This is a genomic window from Gottfriedia sp. NPDC057991, from assembly GCF_042886615.1.
In the GTDB taxonomy this organism is placed as follows: Bacteria; Bacillota; Bacilli; order Bacillales; family Bacillaceae_G; genus Gottfriedia.
Map to the genome: position 1 here is coordinate 360,538 of NZ_JBHVQN010000006.1, position 20,770 is coordinate 381,307.

The window sequence follows — 20,770 nt, forward strand, 5'->3', positions numbered from 1 at the left end:
CTTCAGAGAGTCGGTGGCTGGTGTGAACCGATGACCTTGATTAATGAAACTCACTCTTGAGTGTCAAGCTGAATTATTTTGTAATGTAAGCTTGAACGTTGGTCACGTTATAACCAGATTTTGGTTAGCCAAAATCCCAAAGTTAGGTTTTTAACCTAAGAAGAAGGGTGGTACCGCGAAAAGTCTTTCGCCCCTTCAGCATCTGCTGAAGTGTGGAGTTATGGCTTTTTTTATTGCGAATAAATGGGTAAATTTTATCCGAAAATGGAGGGAAAAGTAGAAATGAGTCATCATTCGATGAGAACTCTGTCAAAAGAATTGTCAGGTGCAAATTTACTAATTGATGCTTTGAAAAATGAAAATGTTGAAATGATTTTTGGTTACCCTGGAGGGGCAGTATTACCATTATATGATGCACTTTATGATGCTGATATTCCTCACATTCTAGCAAGGCATGAACAAGGGGCCATCCACGCTGCAGAAGGTTATGCACGAGTAACTGGTCGTCCAGGAGTTGTCATCGCAACAAGTGGTCCAGGTGCAACAAACGTAGTAACTGGTTTAGCAGATGCGATGATGGATTCATTACCACTAGTTGTTTTTACTGGTCAGGTTGCTACAAATGTAATCGGAACGGATGCATTTCAAGAAGCAGATGTTATTGGAATCACAATGCCAGTTACAAAACATAACTACCAAGTGCGTAATGTTGAAGATGTCCCACAAATCGTAAAAGAAGCATTCCATATTGCTTCAACAGGGCGTCCAGGTCCAGTCGTCATCGATCTACCAAAAAATATGATGGTTGAAAAAGGAGTGAAAAAAGACGACATAGAAGTTCAATTACCAGGCTATCAACCGACATATGAACCAAATTATATTCAAATAACAAAGTTAATAGGAGCAATTGAAAAAGCTAAAAAACCAGTCGTATTAGCTGGTGCAGGTATATTACATGCAAAAGCAGCTGAAGAGTTTACTGAATTTATAAAAAGGTTCAATATCCCAGTCGTTAATACGCTTTTAGGGCTAGGTGGATTTCCAGCAAATGAGGAATTATTCCTTGGAATGGGAGGGATGCACGGAACTTATACAGCAAATATGGCAATGTATGAAAGTGATTTACTAATTAACATCGGAGCAAGATTTGATGACAGGTTAACCGGTAATTTAGCACATTTTGCTAAAAATGCGATCGTAGCCCATATCGATATAGATCCTGCCGAAATTAACAAAGTTATTCCTACAAATATTCCAATCGTTGGATGTGCTAAGGAAGTTCTGAAAGTTCTATTAAAACAGAAAGGGGATAAACAAAATCATAGTGAATGGTTAGAGCTACTTAAAAGTCGTAAAGAGGCCTTTCCTTTACAGTATGAATCGAGTAGAGAAGTCATTAAACCACAAACTGTCTTAACTTTACTCCATTCGATTACAAATGGGAAAGCGACGATTTCCACAGATGTAGGTCAACATCAAATGTGGGCGGCCCAGTATTATCCTTTTGACGAACCACATAAATGGATCACATCAGGAGGACTCGGAACGATGGGATTTGGATTACCTGCTGCTATAGGAGCACAATTTGCTAAACCTGATGAATTAGTTGTAGCCGTCGTTGGTGATGCCGGATTCCAAATGACATTGCAAGAACTGAGCATGATCAAGGAACATAATTTACAAGTTAAAATTTTAATTTTAAATAACGCCGCTTTAGGAATGGTAAGACAGTGGCAATCAGCCTTTTATAATGACCGCTTCTCAAGTTCTCTATTAGACTGCCAACCTAGTTTTACGAAACTTGCTGAAGCTTATGGGATTAAAGGGATAACAATATCAGATCCAAATTTAGTTGAAAGTCAATTAAGAGAAGCGATTGAATTTGATGGGCCAGTTTTAATTGATTGCCGGATTCATCAAGCTGAAATCGTTACACCAATGGTTCCACCTGGTAAAGGAATTCATGAAATGGAAGGGGTGAAATAATGAAACGGGTCATTACATCGACTGTATTAAATAACAGTGGGGTACTTAACCGAATTACAGGAGTAATCTCAAGAAGACGCTTTAATATCGAAAGTATTTCTGTTGGACATACAGAGCAAGATCATATTTCAAGAATTACGTTTGTCGTTCATGTAGAAGATTTACAACAGGTTGAACAATTGATTAAACAGCTTCACAAGCAAATTGATGTGATAAAAGTAGCAGATATAACAGAAGAATCAGTTATTGCTAGAGAACTAGCCTTAATAAAGGTGAGTACAAATGCAGCTACAAGAAATGAAATTTATAGTCTAATTGAACCATTTAGAGCCTCAGTTATTGATGTAAGCCGTGATCAGATTGTCGTTCAAGTAACTGGTACATCTGATAAGGTAGAGGCTTTGATTGAATTATTAAGACCTTTCGAACTAAAAGAAATAGCTCGAACAGGTGTAACCGCATTTACTAGATCTGCTAAACATAAGGAGCATGCTCAAAAGCTACTCTCTTATTAAATAAAAATATAAAAATATAAAACTAAAAAAAATGGAGGAATTTGAAAATGGCTAAAGTATATTATGGTACAGACGTGAAGGAAAATGTATTAGTGGGGAAAACGATTGCAGTAATTGGTTATGGATCACAAGGTCACGCACATGCTTTAAATTTACATGAAAATGGTCATAAAGTAGTTGTTGGTTGTCGTCCTGGTAAATCATGGGATGCTGCAGCAAATGACGGACTACATGTAACAACGGTTGCAGAGGCTTCAAAGGCAGCAGATGTAGTAATGATTCTATTACCAGATGAGCATCAACCAACTGTTTATAAAAATGAAATTGAACCGCATCTTGAAAGTGGTAATGCGCTTGCGTTTGCACACGGATTTAATGTTCATTTTAATCAAATTGTTCCTCCTGCTAATGTTGATGTATTTTTAGTAGCTCCAAAAGGTCCAGGACATCTTGTTCGACGTACTTTTGTCGATGGTGCAGCGGTTCCAGCATTATTTGCTGTTTACCAAGATGTAACAGGCGAAGCAAAAAATGTAGCACTGTCATACGCTGATGGAATTGGTTCTACTAGAGCGGGTGTTCTTGAAACAACATTTAAAGAGGAAACTGAAACAGATCTATTCGGAGAACAAGCGGTACTATGTGGTGGTGTAACTTCTTTAGTAAAATCAGGATTTGAAACATTAGTAGAAGCAGGTTATCAGCCAGAAGTAGCATACTTTGAGTGTTTACATGAGTTGAAATTAATCGTTGATTTAATGTACGAAGGCGGAATGAGCTATATGAGATACTCAATCTCTGATACAGCTCAGTGGGGAGATTTCGTATCTGGTCCTAGAGTAGTTGCGAATGAGTCAAAATTAGCGATGAAAGATATTTTAGCAGAAATTCAAGATGGTACGTTTGCTAAAGGCTGGATTAACGAAAATAAAAATGGTCGTCCAGTATTCAATGAAATTAATGAAAGTGAAAAGCAACATCAGTTAGAGGAGGTAGGCGAAAAACTTCGTGCAATGATGCCATTTATCCAAAGAAAAGAAAAGGTCGAGGTGAAATAAAAAATGAGTAAAATTCAGTTTCTTGATACAACATTACGTGATGGCGAACAATCTCCTGGGGTTAATTTAAATCGATTTGAAAAGCTCGAAATTGCAAGACAACTAGAAGCTTTAGGTGTTGATATCATTGAGGCTGGTTTTGCCGCTTCCTCAGAAGGTGACTTTTTAGGTGTTCAAGAGATTGCGAGACAGATTCGTTCTGTCTCTGTCTCTAGCCTTTCTCGCGCAAAAGATTCAGATATTAAGACAGCATGGGATGCGTTAAAAAATGCTGCAGAACCGAGACTTCATATATTTCTAGCAACAAGTGATATTCATATGAAATATAAATTAAACATGACGAGATTAGAAGTTTTGGAAACTGCTAAACATAGTGTGCAACTTGCAAAATCCTTTTTTCCAAAAGTCCAAATTTCAGCTGAGGATGCATGTCGTACTGATCGAGCATTTCTTGCCGAATTCGCAGAGACTGCCATTAAAGCAGGTGCTGATGTGATTAATATTCCAGATACTGTCGGCTACACAAGTCCTTCAGAATACTACGATCTATTTAAATATTTACAGGAAAATGTACCGTCTTATCATAAAGCAATTTTTTCTTGTCACTGTCATGATGACCTAGGAATGGCAGTAGCGAATTCTTTAGCTGCTATACAGGCTGGAGCAACCCAAGTAGAATGCACCGTAAATGGAATTGGGGAAAGAGCTGGAAATGCAGCACTAGAAGAAATAGCAGTTGCACTACATATTAGGGAAGATGTTTACCGGAAAAATACGAATTTACGATTACATGAAATTACGAAGACAAGTGAACTTGTTAGTCGTCTTACAGGTATGGTTGTCCAGAAGAATAAAGCAATTGTTGGTACAAATGCATTTGCACATGAATCAGGTATTCATCAAGATGGCGTACTAAAAGAACCAACAACATATGAAATTATACCCCCTTCATTAATTGGACTTTCTACAAATTCATTAGTATTAGGGAAACATTCAGGACGTCATGCTTTTACTGACAGATTAAAAGAACTTGGATTCAACTTTTCAACAGAAATTATTAACAAAGCGTTTGTTCAATTTAAAGCTTTGACAGATTCTAAGAAAGAAATTACAGATGCAGATTTATTAAACATTATTAGTAAGTGGAGCAAAAAGGAGGTTCTAAAATGAAATTAAAAATCGCATGTCTTCCAGGAGACGGAATCGGACCAGAAATTATGAGTTCAGCTGTACAGGTTTTAGAACAAATTGCAAAATCTTATCAACATGACTTTACGTTTTCAACAAATTTATTCGGAGGTCACGCGATCGATGAAACAGGTACTTCTTTACCGAAAGAAACATTAGATAATTGTTTAAATTCAGATGCCGTATTATTGGCGGCAGTAGGTGGACCAAAATGGGATCAAGGTGTTGAACGGCCAGAAAGTGGCTTATTAAGGTTAAGAAAATCACTTAATTTATACGCAAACATTCGACCAGTCGATGTTTACGATGAACTTGTAAATCACTCTCCTTTAAAATCTGAACAAGTAAGAAATGTAAGCTTTGTCGTCGTTCGAGAATTAACAGGCGGAATATATTTTTCCGAACCTCGTTTCCATAATGAAAATGAAGCAACCGATACGCTTTCCTATACTAGAAAAGAAATTGAACGAATTGTAACGTATGGATTTGAGTTAGCAAAAACTAGAAAAGGCAAACTTACATCTGTTGATAAAGCAAATGTATTAGAATCTAGTAAACTTTGGAGAAAAATTGTAATTGAATTAAGTTCTAACTATCCAGAAGTAGAAGTTGAGCATATTCTTGTTGATGCAGCCGCGATGGAGTTAATTCGAAACCCAAGAAGATTTGATGTAATCGTTACTGAAAATTTATTTGGAGATATTTTAAGCGATGAAGCTTCAATGATTACTGGTTCATTAGGTATGCTACCTTCTGCAAGTAGATCTGGTAAGGGTCCTTCATTATATGAACCAATTCACGGTTCAGCACCAGATATAGCTGGACAAAATAAGGCTAACCCTATTGCAATTTTAAGGTCTGTAGCGATGATGCTTCGTGATTTTGATTTAGTAGATGAAGCAAACTCAATTGAAAACGCGATTGTTAATTCAATAAATAATGGCTATTTAACTGGTGACCTAGGTGGTATAAGTTCAACGATTGAATTTACGGAACAAGTAGTAAAGGAATTACAATTTCAAACAGTTGGAGGTAGTATTGGATGAAACAAACATTGTTTGATAAACTTTGGCAAAATCACGTTGTAACTGGTGAAGTTGGTAAGCCCCAGTTATTGTATATCGATTTACACTTAGTCCATGAGGTAACTTCTCCGCAAGCATTCGAAGGATTGAGATTATCCAATCGAAAAGTAAGAAGACCAGAATTAACATTTGCGACGATGGATCATAATGTACCAACTAAAAATCAATTAGTCATCACTGACTTAATTGCTAAACAACAAATGGATACGTTAAGAAATAATTGTCAAGAATTCAATATTCCTTTAGCAGATATTACGGACGAGGACCAAGGCATTGTTCACGTAATCGGACCAGAGCTTGGATTAACTCAGCCGGGGAAAACAATTGTATGTGGAGATAGTCATACATCTACGCACGGTGCATTTGGTGCATTAGCTTTTGGAATTGGAACAAGCGAAGTAGAACATGTACTAGCAACACAAACTTTATGGCAAGTTAAGCCAAAATCAATGGGTGTGAAACTTGAAGGTAAGCTTCCAAAAGGTGTATATGCTAAAGATATCATTCTTCATTTGCTAGCAACTTATGGTGTATCAATGGGAACTGGGTTTGTCATTGAGTTTTATGGTGAAGCCATTACAAATATGTCAATGGAAGAGCGTATGACTTTATGTAATATGGCGATTGAGGGAGGAGCAAAAGCAGGATTAGTTGCTCCTGATCAAAAAACTTTCGATTATTTAAAAGGTCGAAAATATACAATCAATTCATATGATGAAAAATTAGTAGAATGGAAGAAATTATATACAGAAGATGGAGCAACATTTGATAAAACGATCGAAGTGGATGTTGCGACCCTTGCACCTTACGTAACTTGGGGAACAAATCCTGGAATGGGCGTAAGAATTGATGAAGTCCTTCCAAAAGCCAAAGATGAGAACTACGAACGAGCTTATGAATATATGGGATTAAAGCCGGAAATCACACCAAAAGAGATTCCAGTTCAACATGTATTCATCGGTTCATGTACAAACTCTAGATTATCAGATTTAGAGGAAGCGGCAAAATATCTTAAAGGAAAGAAAGTAAAATCTGATGTGCGTGCACTAGTTGTTCCAGGATCAAAAAAGGTTCGAAATGCAGCGATGGCAAAAGGACTACATAAAGTCTTTATCGAAGCAGGATTTGAATGGAGGGAAGCTGGTTGTTCGATGTGTCTAGCAATGAATCCAGACCAAGTGCCAGCTGGCGAACATTGTGCATCTACTTCAAATCGAAACTTTGAAGGAAGACAAGGTAAAGGAGCAAGAACACACTTAGTAAGTCCAGTAATGGCAGCGGCTGCTGCTGTACATGGTCATTTTATTGATATTCGAAAGGAGCAAGCAAATGAAACCGTTACGTACGCATAAAGGCACAACTGTATCAATAATGTTAGATAATATCGACACAGACCAAATTATTCCAAAACAATATTTAAAGCGAATAGAACGAACAGGCTTTGGAGAATTTTTATTCGATGAATGGCGATATCATGATGATCGCTCACCTAATCAATCTTTTTCATTAAATAATGAGGATCGAAAAAATGCTTCAATCTTAATAAGTGCAAATAATTTTGGTTGCGGTTCATCTAGAGAACACGCACCTTGGGCGTTAAACGATTATGGATTTACAATTATTATTGCTGGTAGCTTCGCAGATATTTTCTACAATAACTGTATTAAAAATGGCATGCTCCCGATTGTCTTAAATGATGAGATTCGCTCACAATTATCTACCTTAAGCGGAAAACAAGAAATTGAAGTGGATTTGGAAAAACAAGTCGTAAAAACAATATTTGGGAACTTTGAGTTTTCAATTGATCCCGTTTGGAAAGAAAAACTACTAAATGGCTTAGATGATATTTCGATTACGATGAAATATGAAAATGACATTGAAAAATATGAAAAATTACACGCATAACTAAAAAAGGAAGTGTCTTATAGCCTGCATACTGATAAGACACTTCTTTTTTATCTGGATTCATGTGAAAGCAAGGGAAATAGGACGGTTAGTTAAGTAGAATATGGAATTTAGAATTTGAAAGAGCACTGTCTAATTTGACTGTACTTCTAAAAACGCGCTAGTTGCATAAAAAATGACAATGCCAATCGGGAAACTCCTGGTTATGTTCAAGAAGGTACTCGATCATAATTTTTGAATCTTCTGGTAGTTTTCGCTCTAGTTCTGACCAACCACTAAATTGAAGTTGCTTAGGTAACTCAACTTGACATGTAATTATATCCCAAAAGTCGTCCCAATCTTCACTATAAGTATCTGGAAATGATAGTTTTTCTTTCAATACTTGATGTAATTCATGACTGTTTTTGATTAACGATACATCAATCGTTATACTTTTTTCTTCTGATCTACTAAATTCTTTTAGAAAATCAATAAAAAACTTTCTAATGACAAATCGATATCGATAAACTAAAAATCCTAACACATTAAATAAAGAAAATAGAATAATCCATCCAATTTTTATTCTTTTATGTTGGTAGGTATTTTTCGTTGTCCATATAGTGAATAAGGTTAAATAGATTGATAAGCCTACTATTAAAACAGATCCTGCAAATGTACTAAAAGTCCTATTTTTCATTTCGATATACCATTCACTATCTCCATTTCCGCTAGAGAAAAAGTCAGGAACTAACCATTTAGGGGACCATACAATTCTTTTATAATGAAAATCTGGCTCCATGTTTTCGGTATTATAAGAAGTCAAATTTATTCCTTCATTCCTAACTTTCATCGAACTGAATACTCTAACTTCAGAAATATGATTGGTACTTTCTATTAAACTTTCTATATTTTTGATCAATTCTGAACTAATTAATTCCTTGTTTTTTAATTCATCAGCTATTTGCGTAGAAATAATTGATTGTTCTTGTGAATTTTGTTCTTCGTTTATCCAAACGAAAGTAAAAATTGATAAAGATAATATAAGTACTGTAAACGCAATGTAAAGAATCCCTTTTGCACATATTTTTTGATTATTAAACAATTGGCTATTGATCGAGCGCATTTCCTTTTCTGAGCCATAAAGCTCAAAATCAAGCTTAATCGGTACTTTCTCTGATTTTTCTTCCGCATTTAATTCCACTAGATACCTCCAAAAAATTCCATATAATTCCATTTTACCATAAAATTAAAATGAAATAATTCATAATTTTAGAAAATAGGGCTAATCAATTTATTAAGGTATTTAATTAATTTGTTGGAATGCGCTTTTTATTCATGGAAATTCAGACATTTCTTATTCAATTAAACTACCATGTTGTAGAACAAGAGAATTTTCAATGTACTTTTAGTAAAATTTATTTTAATTTTGTCGATAAAAAATAGTTGTTTGAATATTTAAATTATTGTTTAATAAGATTAAAAATACATTATTAATGTAGAGAGAGGTGATTAAATTGAACCTAAAAATAATTGTAGATAGTTCTTCTGATCTTCCAACTGAGATATTGAAGAAATACGATATTTCAGTCATACCATTAAGAGTCTACGACCAATCAGAAAAAGAGTATCTTGATGGAGTAAATTTACAATCACATGAGTTAATGCAACGAATGAAAAATGGAGAGAACTTTACTTCATCTTTACCTTCTTACGATGCAATTTATCAAACTTTAGTCTCATGTAGTGCAGATCAAAATTGTATCTATCTTACTTGTTCGGGAGACTTATCTGGTACGTATAATTTTGCACAATTAGTAAAACTTGATATTTTAGAAAACAATCCAAATGCCTCTATTCATATAATTGATACTAGATCAGTATCACTTGGAATTTGTGTATTAGTGATGGAGTTAATAGAAGGCTTAAATAATGATGAATCATTTGAGAATCTAATCAAACAATTACATCACAATATAAATAAGATCCAACATATTTTTACGATAGAAGATCTCCAATATTTAATACGAGGCGGTCGTGTTGGTAAGTTTGCAGGATTTTTAGGAGGCATGCTAAATATAAATCCGATTATGGAAGTTAGCGAAGGGAAATTTAAACCACTTGAAAAGGTACGAGGTCGAAAAAAAGCATTAAATCGTATGCTTGAACTAATGAAGATTCGAAAAGATGAACTTAGTAAAAATGTTGCAGTTGTATATGGGGTAAAAGATGATTCTACCGAACAATTTATTAAACAATTAAAGGATCTAATTGGTAGTGAACAGATTATAGAAAACTCAGTTGGTTCAGCAGTCGGCGTACACACTGGTCCTAGTGCAATAGGAATCTTTTTTCTATCTAATTAAGAAAATTCTTTCGACTCTCAAAGTGGTGAGAGTTTTTTTGTTTTAGTAAAACTTTCAAAATAAAAAATATATTTATATAGTAAATAAAAGTTTAGCAGGAAATAAGAATACATTCTTGTATGTTATAAAGAGACAGATTTATTGATAATAAAACAGGTTTTGACAAACTGGAGTGTAGAAATATTAGAAAGTTTGTAATATTCAGATATATAAATTCTTCTATTTTGAATCCAGTAGATTATTCCTGTGGAAATTAATTTTAGTAGGATAGAAGTTTAAATTACCATTATTTCAATAGGAAAGAACGCTTGAAAAACTAAGGTGATAATATTCTGTAATTAAGGACTATAGGTGGATTGTCGTTTTTAACAACTGCAAATAAAAACGTCAAAAGTGCAAAGAAAATTAACTAAACTGCAATTAAAATTGTAAAAACTGCAAACAAATTACATGTGCTGCAATTAAAATCATCAAAAGTACAAATAAAAATGTTAAAAGTGCAAACAAAATACCCAAAACTGCAAATAAGATGCTCCAATCCGTATGTAACCTAAAAAATATGCTTAAAATCTAGGAGATCTTATATAAAAAGGTTTCAAATAGCACAATAATAGAAGTACTTTGCAAATAATGACTAGTTTATAATGAACCGATCAATTTTGGATTCACACAACATCTAGTGTATTAAAAAGGAATTTCACGTACCGAATTAGTTTGAATAAATATAAAAACACATAATTATAGGTAATTCAAAAAAAATCCTATTTAAATCTAAAATCCTTACCTAAAACTCATAAAATTTAAGTCATAAACGTTAGAATCTACCCCGAATTATCACACATAATGTTAGCTACCTAATCATTTTACTAAACCGTATTTAACTTTTTTGGTAAAATAAAAATGAGTAAGATTTGTCTGTTTACATATTTAAATTTTTTCATGAATAGGAGTGGTGTAATTGAAAGCTTATATTTTAAGAGACACTAAAGGGCCAGAGTCACTAAAATTGGAAAATGTTGAGATTGGTACTGTTCATTCGAATGAAGTAGTGATTAAGCTAAAGGCAGCATCATTAAACAGACGTGACTTTTTTATAACTCACGGCATGTATCCAGGGATGAAATTAGATGGAATTTTAGGATCAGACGGTGCTGGAGTTATTGAGGCTATTGGAGATGAAGTAACGGGGTTTACTGTGGGTGATGAAGTTATCATGAACCCGAGTTTAAACTGGGGAGATCGTGACGATATCAATTCTGATGAATTCACTGTACTTGGTATGCCTTCTAATGGTACGTTTGCTGAATTTATTAAACTACCAGTTGAAAATGTTTATAAAAAACCTGAGTACTTGTCATGGGAAGAGGCAGCGGCAATTCCATTAGCTGCACTGACTGCATATAGAGCATTAATTACTCGTGGTCAATTACAAAAGAATGATACAGTATTGATTCCAGGTATTGGTAGTGGGGTAGCATTATATGCATTGCAAATTGCTGTAGCATTCGGGTCAAAAGTACTAGTTTCATCTAGTAGCAATGAAAAAATTGAAAAGGCAATTGCAATGGGTGCGACTGCTGGTTTTAATTATCGAGAAAATGATTGGTATAAAAAACTTCGTAAAGAATATGGATTTGTTAATCTTACGATCGATGGAGTTGGTGGAGAATCATTTAATCGATTAATTGATTTGACTGCTCAAGGCGGAAGAATCGTTTCATTCGGTGCGACAAATGGTCCAGTTCCTCAAACTGTTTTGCCAAAAGTATTCTTTAAAAATATGGACATTAGAGGGACAACGATGGGAAGTCCAAGAGAGTTTGAACAAATGTTAGCATTTTTTGAAGAACATAAAATTAAACCAATTATAGATGAATCATTTGAATTTACAGATGTCCTTAGTGCATTACAACGTATGGGTGAAGGAAATAATTTTGGTAAAATTACAATTAAAATTGGTTAATTTGTCTTATTTTTTGAAATTTGTCTTCAATCAAAAGAACTGAACTATTCAGTTCTTTTTTTTTTGCTCCTTGATAAATTACAATTAACATCATATGATTATTACAAATGTAATATTTAAAAAATTTAGTATTTTGAGTATTGTAAGCGTTTTAACGAAACGATTAATTATTTTGGGGGGCTTATTATGAAACATTCTTACTTAACTAGAGAACATGAAATCTTCCGCACGGCTCTTAGAAAGTTTTTACAAAAAGAAGCTGTACCATTCTATGAAGAGTGGGAACAAAACAAAATGATACCTAGAGAATTCTGGGATAAATTAGGAAATGAAGGATTTTTGTGTCCTTACGTTGACGAAAAATATGGTGGTTTAGGTGTAGATTTTGGCTATTCAGTCATTATTATAGAGGAACTTGAGAAAGTTGGTTCAAGTTTAGTTGGTGTAGCATTACACAATGATATTGTTGTACCTTATTTGACTGCTTATGCAAATGAAGAGCAAAAAATGGAATGGTTGCCTAAATGTATTTCAGGTGAATATATTAGTGCAGTTGCTATGACCGAACCAGGTGCTGGATCAGATTTAGCAAATATTAAAACAACTGCGGTAAAAGAAGGGGATTACTATATCGTTAATGGTGAAAAAACATTTATTACGAATGGTATTCATTCAGACCTTATTATCATTGCTGTTAAAACTGATACGACAATTCGACCTGCTCATAAAGGAATAAGCTTGCTAGTTGTCGAAAAAGATACAGTTGGGTTTTCTAGAGGTAAGAAATTGAATAAAGTAGGACTTCATAGCCAAGATACGGCTGAATTAATTTTCCAAGATGCTAGAGTACCTGTAAAGAATTTATTAGGAGAAGAAGGAAAAGGCTTCTATTACTTAATGGAAAAATTACAGCAAGAAAGATTAGTAGTTGCTTTAGAAGCATTAGTTTCAGCTGAACAAATGCTGAAAGTGACAACTGAGTATGTGAAAAGTAGAAAAGCATTTGGAAAATCAATTGCTGGGTTCCAAAATACTCAATTTAAACTTGTGGAATTGGCTACTGAAATTGAAATTGGTCGTACTTTCATTGAGGACTTAATTTATAAGCATATGGAAGGTGTAAATGTTGTTAAGCAAGTATCGATGGCAAAATGGTGGATTACAGATTTAGGTAAAAAAGTAGCTTCAGAGTGTCTTCAATTGCATGGTGGATATGGATATATGGAAGAATACGAGATTGCTAGACGTTTTAGAGATATTCAGATCATGTCAATTTACGCTGGTACAAATGAAATCATGAAGACGATTATTGCAAAACAAATGGGATTAAATTAATTCAGACTTAAAAATGGAGGATCAAATTTATGAGAGAAGTAGTTATTGTTGATGCTTTAAGAACACCTATTGGTAAAAGAGGCGGCAGCTTTAGCGAAACAAGACCTGATGACTTAGCTGCAATTGTACTAAAGGAATTAGTAAGTCGAAATGAATTTGATCCAAAAGAAATAGATGATGTGATTATGGGCTGTGTTACGCAAATTGGAGAACAGGCTGGTGATATTGGTAGAGTTGCCGCTTTATTAGCAGGTCTACCAATTGAAGTGCCTGGTGTTACAATTGACCGTCAATGCGGGTCAAGTCAACAATCTGTCCATTTTGCATCACAAGCCATTTTAAGTGGAGATATGGACATTGTCATTGCAGCTGGTGTTGAAAGCATGACACGTGTACCAATGTTTTCGAATTTAAAAGGATCAAAATGGAATGAAAAACTAACGAATAGGTTTGGTGACTTTAACCAAGGGATCTCTGCAGAACGCATAAATGAGAAGTGGAATATTAGTCGAAGTGAGCAAGATGAATTTGCTTATAATAGCCATCAAAAAGCATTAAAAGCAATGAAACAAGGCTATTTTGAAGACGAAATTGTTGCAGTATCTCTTACGAATCAAGAAGGTGAACTTGTTAAAGTTACGAAAGATGAAGGACCTAGAGAAAACTCTACAATTGAGAAATTAGCTACTTTAAAACCAGCATTTACTGAAACTGGTTCGGTTACTGCTGGAAATGCAAGTCAAATTAGCGATGGTGCTGCAGGACTACTTTTAATGAGTAAAGAAAAAGCTCATGAATTGGGTTTTAAACCAAAGTTTCGAATTATTGGAAGAACAGTAGTAGGATCTGACCCTCAGTTAATGTTAACAGGGCCAATTCAAGCTACTCAAAAAGTTCTACATAAATGTGGTTTAACAATCGATCAAATCGATTTATTTGAAATAAATGAAGCATTTGCTGCAGTTCCTTTAGCATGGCAAAAAGAATTAAATGTACCATTTGAAAAATTAAATATATTCGGTGGTGCGATCGCATTAGGTCACCCACTTGGGGCTAGTGGAGCAAGGGTTATGGTTACTTTGTGTAATGCTTTAGAGAAAACAGGCTCACGTTTTGGATTACAAGCGATCTGTGAAGGCCATGGTATGGCAAATGCAACGATTATTGAGAGATTAAATTAATAAACAACAACTTATTGGGGGATTTAAAAAATGAATATTCGTGATAGCATAGCAATTGTTACAGGTGGAGCATCTGGACTAGGTGCAGGTACAGTTAGAATGATCGTAGAAAATGGTGGAAAGGCTGCTATTTTCGATTTAAATGAAGAAAGAGCTGCTAGCTTAATTTCTGAATTAGGTGAAGACAATGTTTGTTTCGAAAAAACAGATGTATCTTCAGAGGAAAGCGTAAAAAATTCAATTGCAAATGTTTTAACTAAATATGGTTCAATCAATACAGTAGTAAACTGTGCTGGTATTGTTTTAGCTGAAAAAGTAATTAAAAGAGACGGAATTCATTCATTAGAATCTTTCCAAAAAATCATTAATGTTAACTTAGTTGGGACGTTTAACGTTATTCGTTTAGCAGCTGAACAAATGATTAACAATGAACCAAATGAATTTGGTGAAAGAGGCGTTATTATTAACACCGCTTCAGTAGCAGCATTTGATGGCCAAATGGGGCAAGCGGCTTACGGTGCATCAAAAAGCGCAGTAGCTGGAATGACATTACCAATTGCTAGGGATTTATCAAGATATGGCATCAGAGTGATGAGTATTGCTCCTGGTATATTTGAAACTCCAATGTTTGATGTATTACCAGAAAAAGCTAGAGAATCATTAGGAAACATGGTTCCATTCCCATCACGTCTTGGTAAGCCATCAGAATATGCACACTTAGCGAAAAGCATTGTTGAAAATCCAATGTTAAATGGTGAAGTGATTCGTTTAGATGGTGCAATTCGTATGCAGCCGAAATAAGAGTGATATCACAGGCAGGAGGAGCAGGTTTTAAACTTGTTCTCCTGCTTTTTTTGTTTATGTTTGGAATTAGTAGTTGTTTAAATGAAGGCAGGTTAGTTGAACAAGGAAAGTGAAACAACTGAACAAACAACCAAAAAGAGAAGCTTTTGAAGAATTATGTGTCTTTTTTATGTTTATTTTGGAAAAACGACTCATAAGAGTCGTTTTTAAAATTACTTTTTATTATAGAAAAGGTCTGGTTTTCCACAATTTGGGCACTCATATAAATAATGTTCTTGAATTTCGTTACTAATATTTGAATTTTCATCACTAATGGAAACGTTTGAATTACAGTTTGGACAATTAATGCTCGTTTTGGTGGATTTGTTTCTTAAATTCTCCATCTTCAACCATCCTTTCTTTTCATTTCTCTAATAAGTCCATTTTATTTTACCCATTAAATTATATATCTTATTAAATTAGTACAATTGATTCAAAAATGATATTCATCTCTAATAGGAATGTCCTTTTCAATTTATTTTTAAAGCTGATGAATCGCTTGTATATTAATGTTTCTGTATCCATTATCGATACTGGATATTTTTGTAATATAAATCATAATTTAGATTCTAAATGGTAAAAATAAACATGTTTTAAAAAAGAAAATAGGGAAGTAAGTATTAAATGAAGGTACTATAATGAATCGTAAATTAAAAGTAAGTGGTTTCCAATTATTATGTATGATATTTATGTTTATTAATGGTACATCGCCACCAATTGAAATCTATGCATTAGCCAAGCAAGATGCATGGATGAGTTTATTATTAGGACTTACTGTGGGGTGTCTATTATTTCTTGTATATATAAAGTTATATTCATTTTTTCCAGATGTACCATTTACAAAATATATACAATATATTTTAGGTAAATATGTTGGAAAACTGTTAGCACTAATCTATATATTATATTTTATTTATATAGGTGCAAGAGTTTTGCGTAATTTTGAGGAGTTAATGGTTATTACTCTTTACAATGCTTCATCACATATTTCAATTGGAATATTAATGATGATTGTAGTCATGTATGCAAGTCATAAAGGAATTGAAATATTTGCACGTTCAAATGAATTTATTTTTTTATTTATAATGTTTCTTTTTTTTATAATTATTGGATTAGAAATTTTTTCTGGCTTAATCAATATTAATAATTTAAGACCTGTATTAGAAAGTGGATGGAAACCGGTGTTAAAGGCAACTCCGATATTAGTTGCAAATCCTTTTGGTGAGATATTTACATTTACTATGATTTTGCCATATTTAAATAAACAAAAGAATGTAGTAAAAGTAGGAATAACATCATTTCTATTTTCTGGGTTTATATTGACTTTATTTTCAATGTTAAATACTTCTATAATGGGTGTTTCTGATATAGAAAGATCCATATATCCACTTCTTACAGCTGTTAGTTATATTAGTATTGCTGATTTTGTTCAAAGATTGGATACTTTTATTATAGTGGTCTCGGTATGTAATTATTTCGTGAAGATTACTATATATTTCTATTGTGCGGTGTCAGGAGCAGCAGATTTATTTGGCATTAAGGAAAGTAAGGATTTAGTTTATCCTACTTCCGTTATAATGTTAGTTTGTTCAATTTGGATGACAACGAATTATGTTGCATTACGTTATGAAGCAAGTGATGTTGTCCCCTTTTTACTACAAATACCTCTTCAAATTATTATCCCAATTTGTTTAATACTAATAGTGCTGATAAAAAGGAAACTAAAATACCCAGCCTTATAAAAGAAAATTTCTAGATTTTGAAGTGCACCCCAAACGTTAGACACCGTTTAGCATTTGGGGTGCATTTTTATTAATAAAACAAATTCTTTAGTAACTAACGCTACATTAGTTGAAGAAAAAATAGCTAAGACCACGTTTTTGTGGTCTTTTTCTTTTGCTCAAAATCAATATTTTAATTTAACAGAGTCTTATTTTTTAGGAGGAAAAAACTTATGAGTAAAAATAGTGAACTGGTAGGAATCAATTTGGATCGACCTCGTGCTCTTCGATTCGGACACAAAGCGTTAAAATTAATAAAAGCAATGACTGGAAAAACTCTAGTGCAAATTGATGAATCAATTGAAAATTTAGATCCTGATGACATTGAAATTTACATGTATTGTGGACTAATGAGTGATGCAACGAGTAAGGGTGAAGAATTAACACTAGAAAAAGTTGAAGATAGTTTAGATCAGGCTGTGAACTATATAGATATTATTGAAAAAATTGCAATGGCAATTGGCAGAACATTTGGCAGAACATTTGGCAGAACATTTGGCAGAACATTTGGCAGAACATTTGGAGCAGATGGTAATGATCTAAAAAACGTGATGGCGATGGACAAACAGTAGAAGATAATCATAGTGATTATGAATTTGATGAAACTTTGCCTATCGCAATCGAAATAGATATTATTGTCAAGATTATGAATATATGACTCCTTATGAAATTAGTCTACATGAGAACATTATTGACCAGTTACTTGATCACTCTACTCAACTGATTGTTTTAGCTAAACAATCTTTATCATTTAATGACTTTGAGGCAAGATGGCAAATTGCCTATGGACTTGGAGAGTTAACTGATAATGAGGAAGAGGTTAAACTGCTCCTCAAAAAATTTATACTTGATGAAGTAGAGTATGTAAGTAGAAGAGCATCATTGCGTATGAGAAAAACAAAATAAATAATTTGTTGTTCAACTAGCTCATGCTGCAATAGTTTAACAACAAGAAGACTGTTTTGGCAGTTTAATATACATTGATGAGAAGCAAAAAAAATGAATAGATAGAATGATTTTTTGAAATCGTATACAATATAGGTAGCCACAATTATTGATTAACTTAATAAATATTGGTATCAAGAGAGGCGGTAATGAAATGGAAACAAATAAAAAAGTAACCGTAAAAGCAACTATTAAAGCATCAATCGAAAAAGTATGGGAATTTTGGACAGAACCTGAACATATTAAAAAATGGAACAGTCCTTCAGACGACTGGCACACACCAACTGCAGAAAATGATTTACGTGTTGGTGGAGAATTCTGTTCAAGAATGGAAGCAAAAGATGGCAGTTTTGGTTTCGACTTTGGTGGGACTTATGATGAAGTAAAAAAATATGAGGTTATTGCATATACTCTAGGTGATGGAAGAAAGGTTAATATCACATTTAGTGGGAAAGAAAACGAAACGGAAGTAATTGAAACATTCGATCCTGAAACAGCTAATCCTGTTGAGTTTCAACAACAAGGATGGCAAGCAATTCTAGACAATTTTAAAAAATATGCAGAACAAACTAACAGATAAGTTGATATAAAGAGAATGGTGTTATTGAATCATTCTCTTTTTTTTTCTTATCATCTTTACTTTCATACCAATTAGAAATATGTAGTTTTTTTAGGTATTGTAAGATTAGTTGAATACTAGTATCTCAAATTCTATGTAAAATAGCAAATAACCCCCAAATTACAAATGTAGAAATAGTAGATACAATAATCTTAGAATTTATATTATTAACTTAGAAAATATTTGGAGCTGAGTATTTAATTTGATGAGTACATTAAAAAACAGATTATTTAAAGACAGAATAAAACAAATTGTAATTATCCAACTTATTTTACTAATTCTATTATTAATTTATTTGGTTTATTTTTTTACGCATGTTTTTACGCATGAGATTAATCATATTTACAGAGGATTAGGTAATTTATTAATCGGAGCGATTAATATTTTTAATTATATGGAACATAAAATTTTAAAAAAGAAAGAATCTAAAGATTTTAAACTGTGGCTTTTGAGTGCATTAATATTTTTTATGATTGGAGTTACTGATTTAATTGGCTTTTAACTAAGTGTACCCGTTTATAGAATATAAAATTGTAGCTGAAGATATAGTAGTCGTAGGAAAGATTGATACTGAATAAAAAAATTCTAATGTAACCAAATGCTTTAGTTGAAGATCACAAACTGCTTAATTGCAGTTTTTTTTATTAAGTAAATGGCAATTTAGTACAATAAGGATTGTCTGAGATTGTATTAAAGGACTACTTGAACAATTAATAGAATAAATAAATAGGAGTTATCTTAAGGAAAAAGAGGAGCTGTATTAATTGGAAGTTATTGTCCGAAAGTATCGAACAATTTTCTTTTTACTAATAATAATTGTAAATATAATTTATATAACCTTAGACAATAAAAAAATAGAAATAATGACATCAATAGTAACTGTAACGATTGCCTCAATACTTTTCATTATAAAATTGAGATATGATAATAAGGGAAAAAAGAACAATTAGATTGACGTTGATTTTTCAACTATTGCATTGCGTTAGTTGAAAAATAAGATTTGCAATAAAATTAAGGCAGGTCGTTTTTTTATAAAGAAAGTTTAATAAGTTGAAAGAGATTATTATAATCAAAAATGATAAAATCGCTTAAAAGGGAGTAGTAATATTGACTAAATCAAATATTAAACTCACTGATAGAATTCTAAGAATTATAAGTAACGCAGAATGCGAAGTTAAATCTTCAAAAAATGAAATCTTGAGACCCGAACACTTACTATTAGCTTGTTTTCAGGAACATACTGGTACACTTGGCGAAATTACTTTGAAATGTAATATTGATTTAAACTCTTTAAGAAATTGGATTGATAAATTGGATATTGTTCCAGTTCAAAATTCGGTGAGTGAATTTTTTAATGTATCTGTATCCAATGAAGTATTGGCAGTAATGGAACTTGCTACTGAATATATGAAAAAATACAAACAAGTATTTCTCAATGAAGGTCATTTATTAAAAGCATTAATTAATAAAAATGTAGCTGAATCCTTACTCACGGAAGAGCAAAAGTAAACTATTTTGGAACTCGGTACAACCTCTCGTGATATGATCACTCATCTTGATCATTACATATTTCCAGATACTACTAATCAAATAATAGTTCGAAAAATAAATAGAAATGATTATATCAATCTATTTAATTTTGTAAATCATAACTTCTCAAGTGATTGGATCCAAACAATAAAAGATGCGTTCTTAATAATTGAGCCTTCGATATTTATTGCTTTAGATAAGGATGGAGAAATTGTCGGTTTCGCTTGTTATGATGTATATAAAAATAAAAAATGTTATTTTGGACCAATGGGAGTCTCGTTAATTAAGAGGATTAACGGAATTGGATATTCTTTACTTCATCACTGTTTAAAAGATATGTATGAAATTGGTTATGAGTATGCAATTATCGGCGGAGCAGGACCAATAGAATTTTATGAAAAATCGTGTAATGCGGTTGTAATTCCTAAACCATAGATTGTAAGTTGTTACTGAACTAACGCATTGCCATAATTGAATGAAACGACTTACAAAAA

Annotated in this window: 19 protein-coding genes, 1 pseudogene and 1 other annotated feature (1 of these 21 cut by a window edge); of the genes and pseudogenes, 19 read left to right on the forward strand and 1 reads right to left on the reverse strand. The window is 33.0% G+C overall.

The window, feature by feature from the left end; all coding sequences use genetic code 11:
• Positions 1 to 198, forward strand: a binding site (T-box leader); it begins 39 nt to the left of the window's first position.
• 99 nt (positions 199 to 297) lie between these two features.
• From ilvB to leuD, 7 genes and pseudogenes are all read left to right on the forward strand, one after another.
• Positions 298 to 1,986: an acetolactate synthase large subunit gene (ilvB, locus tag ACFVR2_RS20605; protein ID WP_387366199.1), complete on the forward strand. Its 1,689-nt coding sequence runs from the start codon at positions 298 to 300 to the stop codon at positions 1,984 to 1,986.
• Positions 1,986 to 2,501, forward strand: a complete 516-nt coding sequence (gene ilvN, locus ACFVR2_RS20610) for an acetolactate synthase small subunit (protein WP_025671139.1) — start codon at positions 1,986 to 1,988, stop codon at positions 2,499 to 2,501. Before ilvB ends, ilvN begins: the two co-directional genes overlap by 1 nt.
• 47 nt (positions 2,502 to 2,548) lie before the next feature.
• Positions 2,549 to 3,559 (forward strand): ketol-acid reductoisomerase, encoded by a 1,011-nt coding sequence (gene ilvC, locus ACFVR2_RS20615; protein WP_387366065.1) that lies wholly within the window; start codon positions 2,549 to 2,551, stop codon positions 3,557 to 3,559.
• Between the two features lie 3 nt (positions 3,560 to 3,562).
• A pseudogene (locus ACFVR2_RS20620) lies at positions 3,563 to 4,684 on the forward strand (2-isopropylmalate synthase); the annotation flags it as partial.
• A 41-nt stretch (positions 4,685 to 4,725) separates the two neighbouring features.
• Positions 4,726 to 5,793 carry a 3-isopropylmalate dehydrogenase gene (gene leuB / locus ACFVR2_RS20625; RefSeq protein WP_387366068.1) on the forward strand — a complete coding sequence of 356 codons (1,068 nt, stop codon included), beginning with the start codon at positions 4,726 to 4,728 and terminating at the stop codon, positions 5,791 to 5,793.
• On the forward strand, positions 5,790 to 7,184 hold the full coding sequence (leuC, locus tag ACFVR2_RS20630; RefSeq protein ID WP_387366071.1) for a 3-isopropylmalate dehydratase large subunit: 1,395 nt from the start codon (positions 5,790 to 5,792) through the stop codon (positions 7,182 to 7,184). Before leuB ends, leuC begins: the two co-directional genes overlap by 4 nt.
• Complete coding sequence (gene leuD, locus ACFVR2_RS20635; RefSeq protein ID WP_387366074.1) at positions 7,162 to 7,737, forward strand: 3-isopropylmalate dehydratase small subunit; 576 nt, start codon at positions 7,162 to 7,164, stop codon at positions 7,735 to 7,737. Before leuC ends, leuD begins: the two co-directional genes overlap by 23 nt.
• Before the next feature lie 160 nt (positions 7,738 to 7,897).
• Here leuD and ACFVR2_RS20640 read toward each other — a convergent pair whose 3' ends face one another.
• Entirely contained in the window at positions 7,898 to 8,917 is a 1,020-nt protein-coding gene (locus ACFVR2_RS20640; RefSeq protein ID WP_387366077.1) for a barstar family protein, read from the reverse strand.
• Between the two features lie 313 nt (positions 8,918 to 9,230).
• Here ACFVR2_RS20640 and ACFVR2_RS20645 point away from each other — a divergent pair, with 313 nt between their 5' ends.
• The 12 genes from ACFVR2_RS20645 to ACFVR2_RS20700 all read left to right on the forward strand — a co-directional run bounded on the left by ACFVR2_RS20645 (position 9,231) and on the right by ACFVR2_RS20700 (position 20,711).
• Positions 9,231 to 10,079, forward strand: a complete 849-nt coding sequence (locus ACFVR2_RS20645; RefSeq protein WP_387366080.1) for a DegV family protein — start codon at positions 9,231 to 9,233, stop codon at positions 10,077 to 10,079.
• Positions 10,080 to 11,037: 958 nt separating this feature from the next.
• The gene (locus ACFVR2_RS20650; RefSeq protein ID WP_387366083.1) at positions 11,038 to 12,042 is read left to right on the forward strand and encodes a zinc-dependent alcohol dehydrogenase family protein; all 1,005 of its coding nucleotides are present in this window, start codon (positions 11,038 to 11,040) and stop codon (positions 12,040 to 12,042) included.
• Positions 12,043 to 12,228: 186 nt separating this feature from the next.
• Positions 12,229 to 13,377 (forward strand): acyl-CoA dehydrogenase family protein, encoded by a 1,149-nt coding sequence (locus ACFVR2_RS20655; RefSeq protein WP_387366086.1) that lies wholly within the window; start codon positions 12,229 to 12,231, stop codon positions 13,375 to 13,377.
• A gap of 29 nt (positions 13,378 to 13,406) precedes the next feature.
• Positions 13,407 to 14,558 carry a thiolase family protein gene (locus ACFVR2_RS20660; RefSeq protein WP_387366089.1) on the forward strand — a complete coding sequence of 384 codons (1,152 nt, stop codon included), beginning with the start codon at positions 13,407 to 13,409 and terminating at the stop codon, positions 14,556 to 14,558.
• Positions 14,559 to 14,588: 30 nt separating this feature from the next.
• Positions 14,589 to 15,359: a 3-hydroxyacyl-CoA dehydrogenase gene (locus ACFVR2_RS20665; RefSeq protein ID WP_387366092.1), complete on the forward strand. Its 771-nt coding sequence runs from the start codon at positions 14,589 to 14,591 to the stop codon at positions 15,357 to 15,359.
• 680 nt (positions 15,360 to 16,039) lie between these two features.
• On the forward strand, positions 16,040 to 17,143 hold the full coding sequence (locus ACFVR2_RS20670; RefSeq protein ID WP_387366095.1) for a GerAB/ArcD/ProY family transporter: 1,104 nt from the start codon (positions 16,040 to 16,042) through the stop codon (positions 17,141 to 17,143).
• Positions 17,144 to 17,355: 212 nt separating this feature from the next.
• The gene (locus ACFVR2_RS20675) at positions 17,356 to 17,754 is read left to right on the forward strand and encodes a hypothetical protein (RefSeq protein WP_387366098.1); all 399 of its coding nucleotides are present in this window, start codon (positions 17,356 to 17,358) and stop codon (positions 17,752 to 17,754) included.
• Between the two features lie 82 nt (positions 17,755 to 17,836).
• Positions 17,837 to 18,088 (forward strand): hypothetical protein, encoded by a 252-nt coding sequence (locus ACFVR2_RS20680; protein ID WP_387366101.1) that lies wholly within the window; start codon positions 17,837 to 17,839, stop codon positions 18,086 to 18,088.
• A 193-nt stretch (positions 18,089 to 18,281) separates the two neighbouring features.
• Complete coding sequence (locus ACFVR2_RS20685; protein ID WP_387366104.1) at positions 18,282 to 18,707, forward strand: SRPBCC family protein; 426 nt, start codon at positions 18,282 to 18,284, stop codon at positions 18,705 to 18,707.
• Positions 18,708 to 18,948: 241 nt separating this feature from the next.
• Positions 18,949 to 19,248 (forward strand): hypothetical protein, encoded by a 300-nt coding sequence (locus tag ACFVR2_RS20690; protein WP_387366107.1) that lies wholly within the window; start codon positions 18,949 to 18,951, stop codon positions 19,246 to 19,248.
• A gap of 605 nt (positions 19,249 to 19,853) precedes the next feature.
• Positions 19,854 to 20,255 carry a Clp protease N-terminal domain-containing protein gene (locus ACFVR2_RS20695; RefSeq protein WP_387366110.1) on the forward strand — a complete coding sequence of 134 codons (402 nt, stop codon included), beginning with the start codon at positions 19,854 to 19,856 and terminating at the stop codon, positions 20,253 to 20,255.
• Between the two features lie 6 nt (positions 20,256 to 20,261).
• Positions 20,262 to 20,711, forward strand: coding sequence for a GNAT family N-acetyltransferase (locus tag ACFVR2_RS20700; protein WP_387366113.1), 450 nt, complete (start codon positions 20,262 to 20,264; stop codon positions 20,709 to 20,711).
• Positions 20,712 to 20,770 lie beyond the last annotated feature (59 nt).

Bases quoted from the DNA above. Each gene is read 5' to 3' on its own strand.
- ilvB (WP_387366199.1), top strand. From the start codon at position 298: ATGAGAACTCTGTCAAAAGAATTGTCAGGTGCAAATTTACTAATTGAT.
- ilvN (WP_025671139.1), top strand. From the start codon at position 1,986: ATGAAACGGGTCATTACATCGACTGTATTAAATAACAGTGGGGTACTT.
- ilvC (WP_387366065.1), top strand. From the start codon at position 2,549: ATGGCTAAAGTATATTATGGTACAGACGTGAAGGAAAATGTATTAGTG.
- leuB (WP_387366068.1), top strand. From the start codon at position 4,726: ATGAAATTAAAAATCGCATGTCTTCCAGGAGACGGAATCGGACCAGAA.
- leuC (WP_387366071.1), top strand. From the start codon at position 5,790: ATGAAACAAACATTGTTTGATAAACTTTGGCAAAATCACGTTGTAACT.
- leuD (WP_387366074.1), top strand. From the start codon at position 7,162: ATGAAACCGTTACGTACGCATAAAGGCACAACTGTATCAATAATGTTA.
- ACFVR2_RS20655 (WP_387366086.1), top strand. From the start codon at position 12,229: ATGAAACATTCTTACTTAACTAGAGAACATGAAATCTTCCGCACGGCT.
- ACFVR2_RS20660 (WP_387366089.1), top strand. From the start codon at position 13,407: ATGAGAGAAGTAGTTATTGTTGATGCTTTAAGAACACCTATTGGTAAA.
- ACFVR2_RS20665 (WP_387366092.1), top strand. From the start codon at position 14,589: ATGAATATTCGTGATAGCATAGCAATTGTTACAGGTGGAGCATCTGGA.
- ACFVR2_RS20670 (WP_387366095.1), top strand. From the start codon at position 16,040: ATGAATCGTAAATTAAAAGTAAGTGGTTTCCAATTATTATGTATGATA.
- ACFVR2_RS20675 (WP_387366098.1), top strand. From the start codon at position 17,356: ATGAGTAAAAATAGTGAACTGGTAGGAATCAATTTGGATCGACCTCGT.
- ACFVR2_RS20680 (WP_387366101.1), top strand. From the start codon at position 17,837: ATGACTCCTTATGAAATTAGTCTACATGAGAACATTATTGACCAGTTA.
- ACFVR2_RS20685 (WP_387366104.1), top strand. From the start codon at position 18,282: ATGGAAACAAATAAAAAAGTAACCGTAAAAGCAACTATTAAAGCATCA.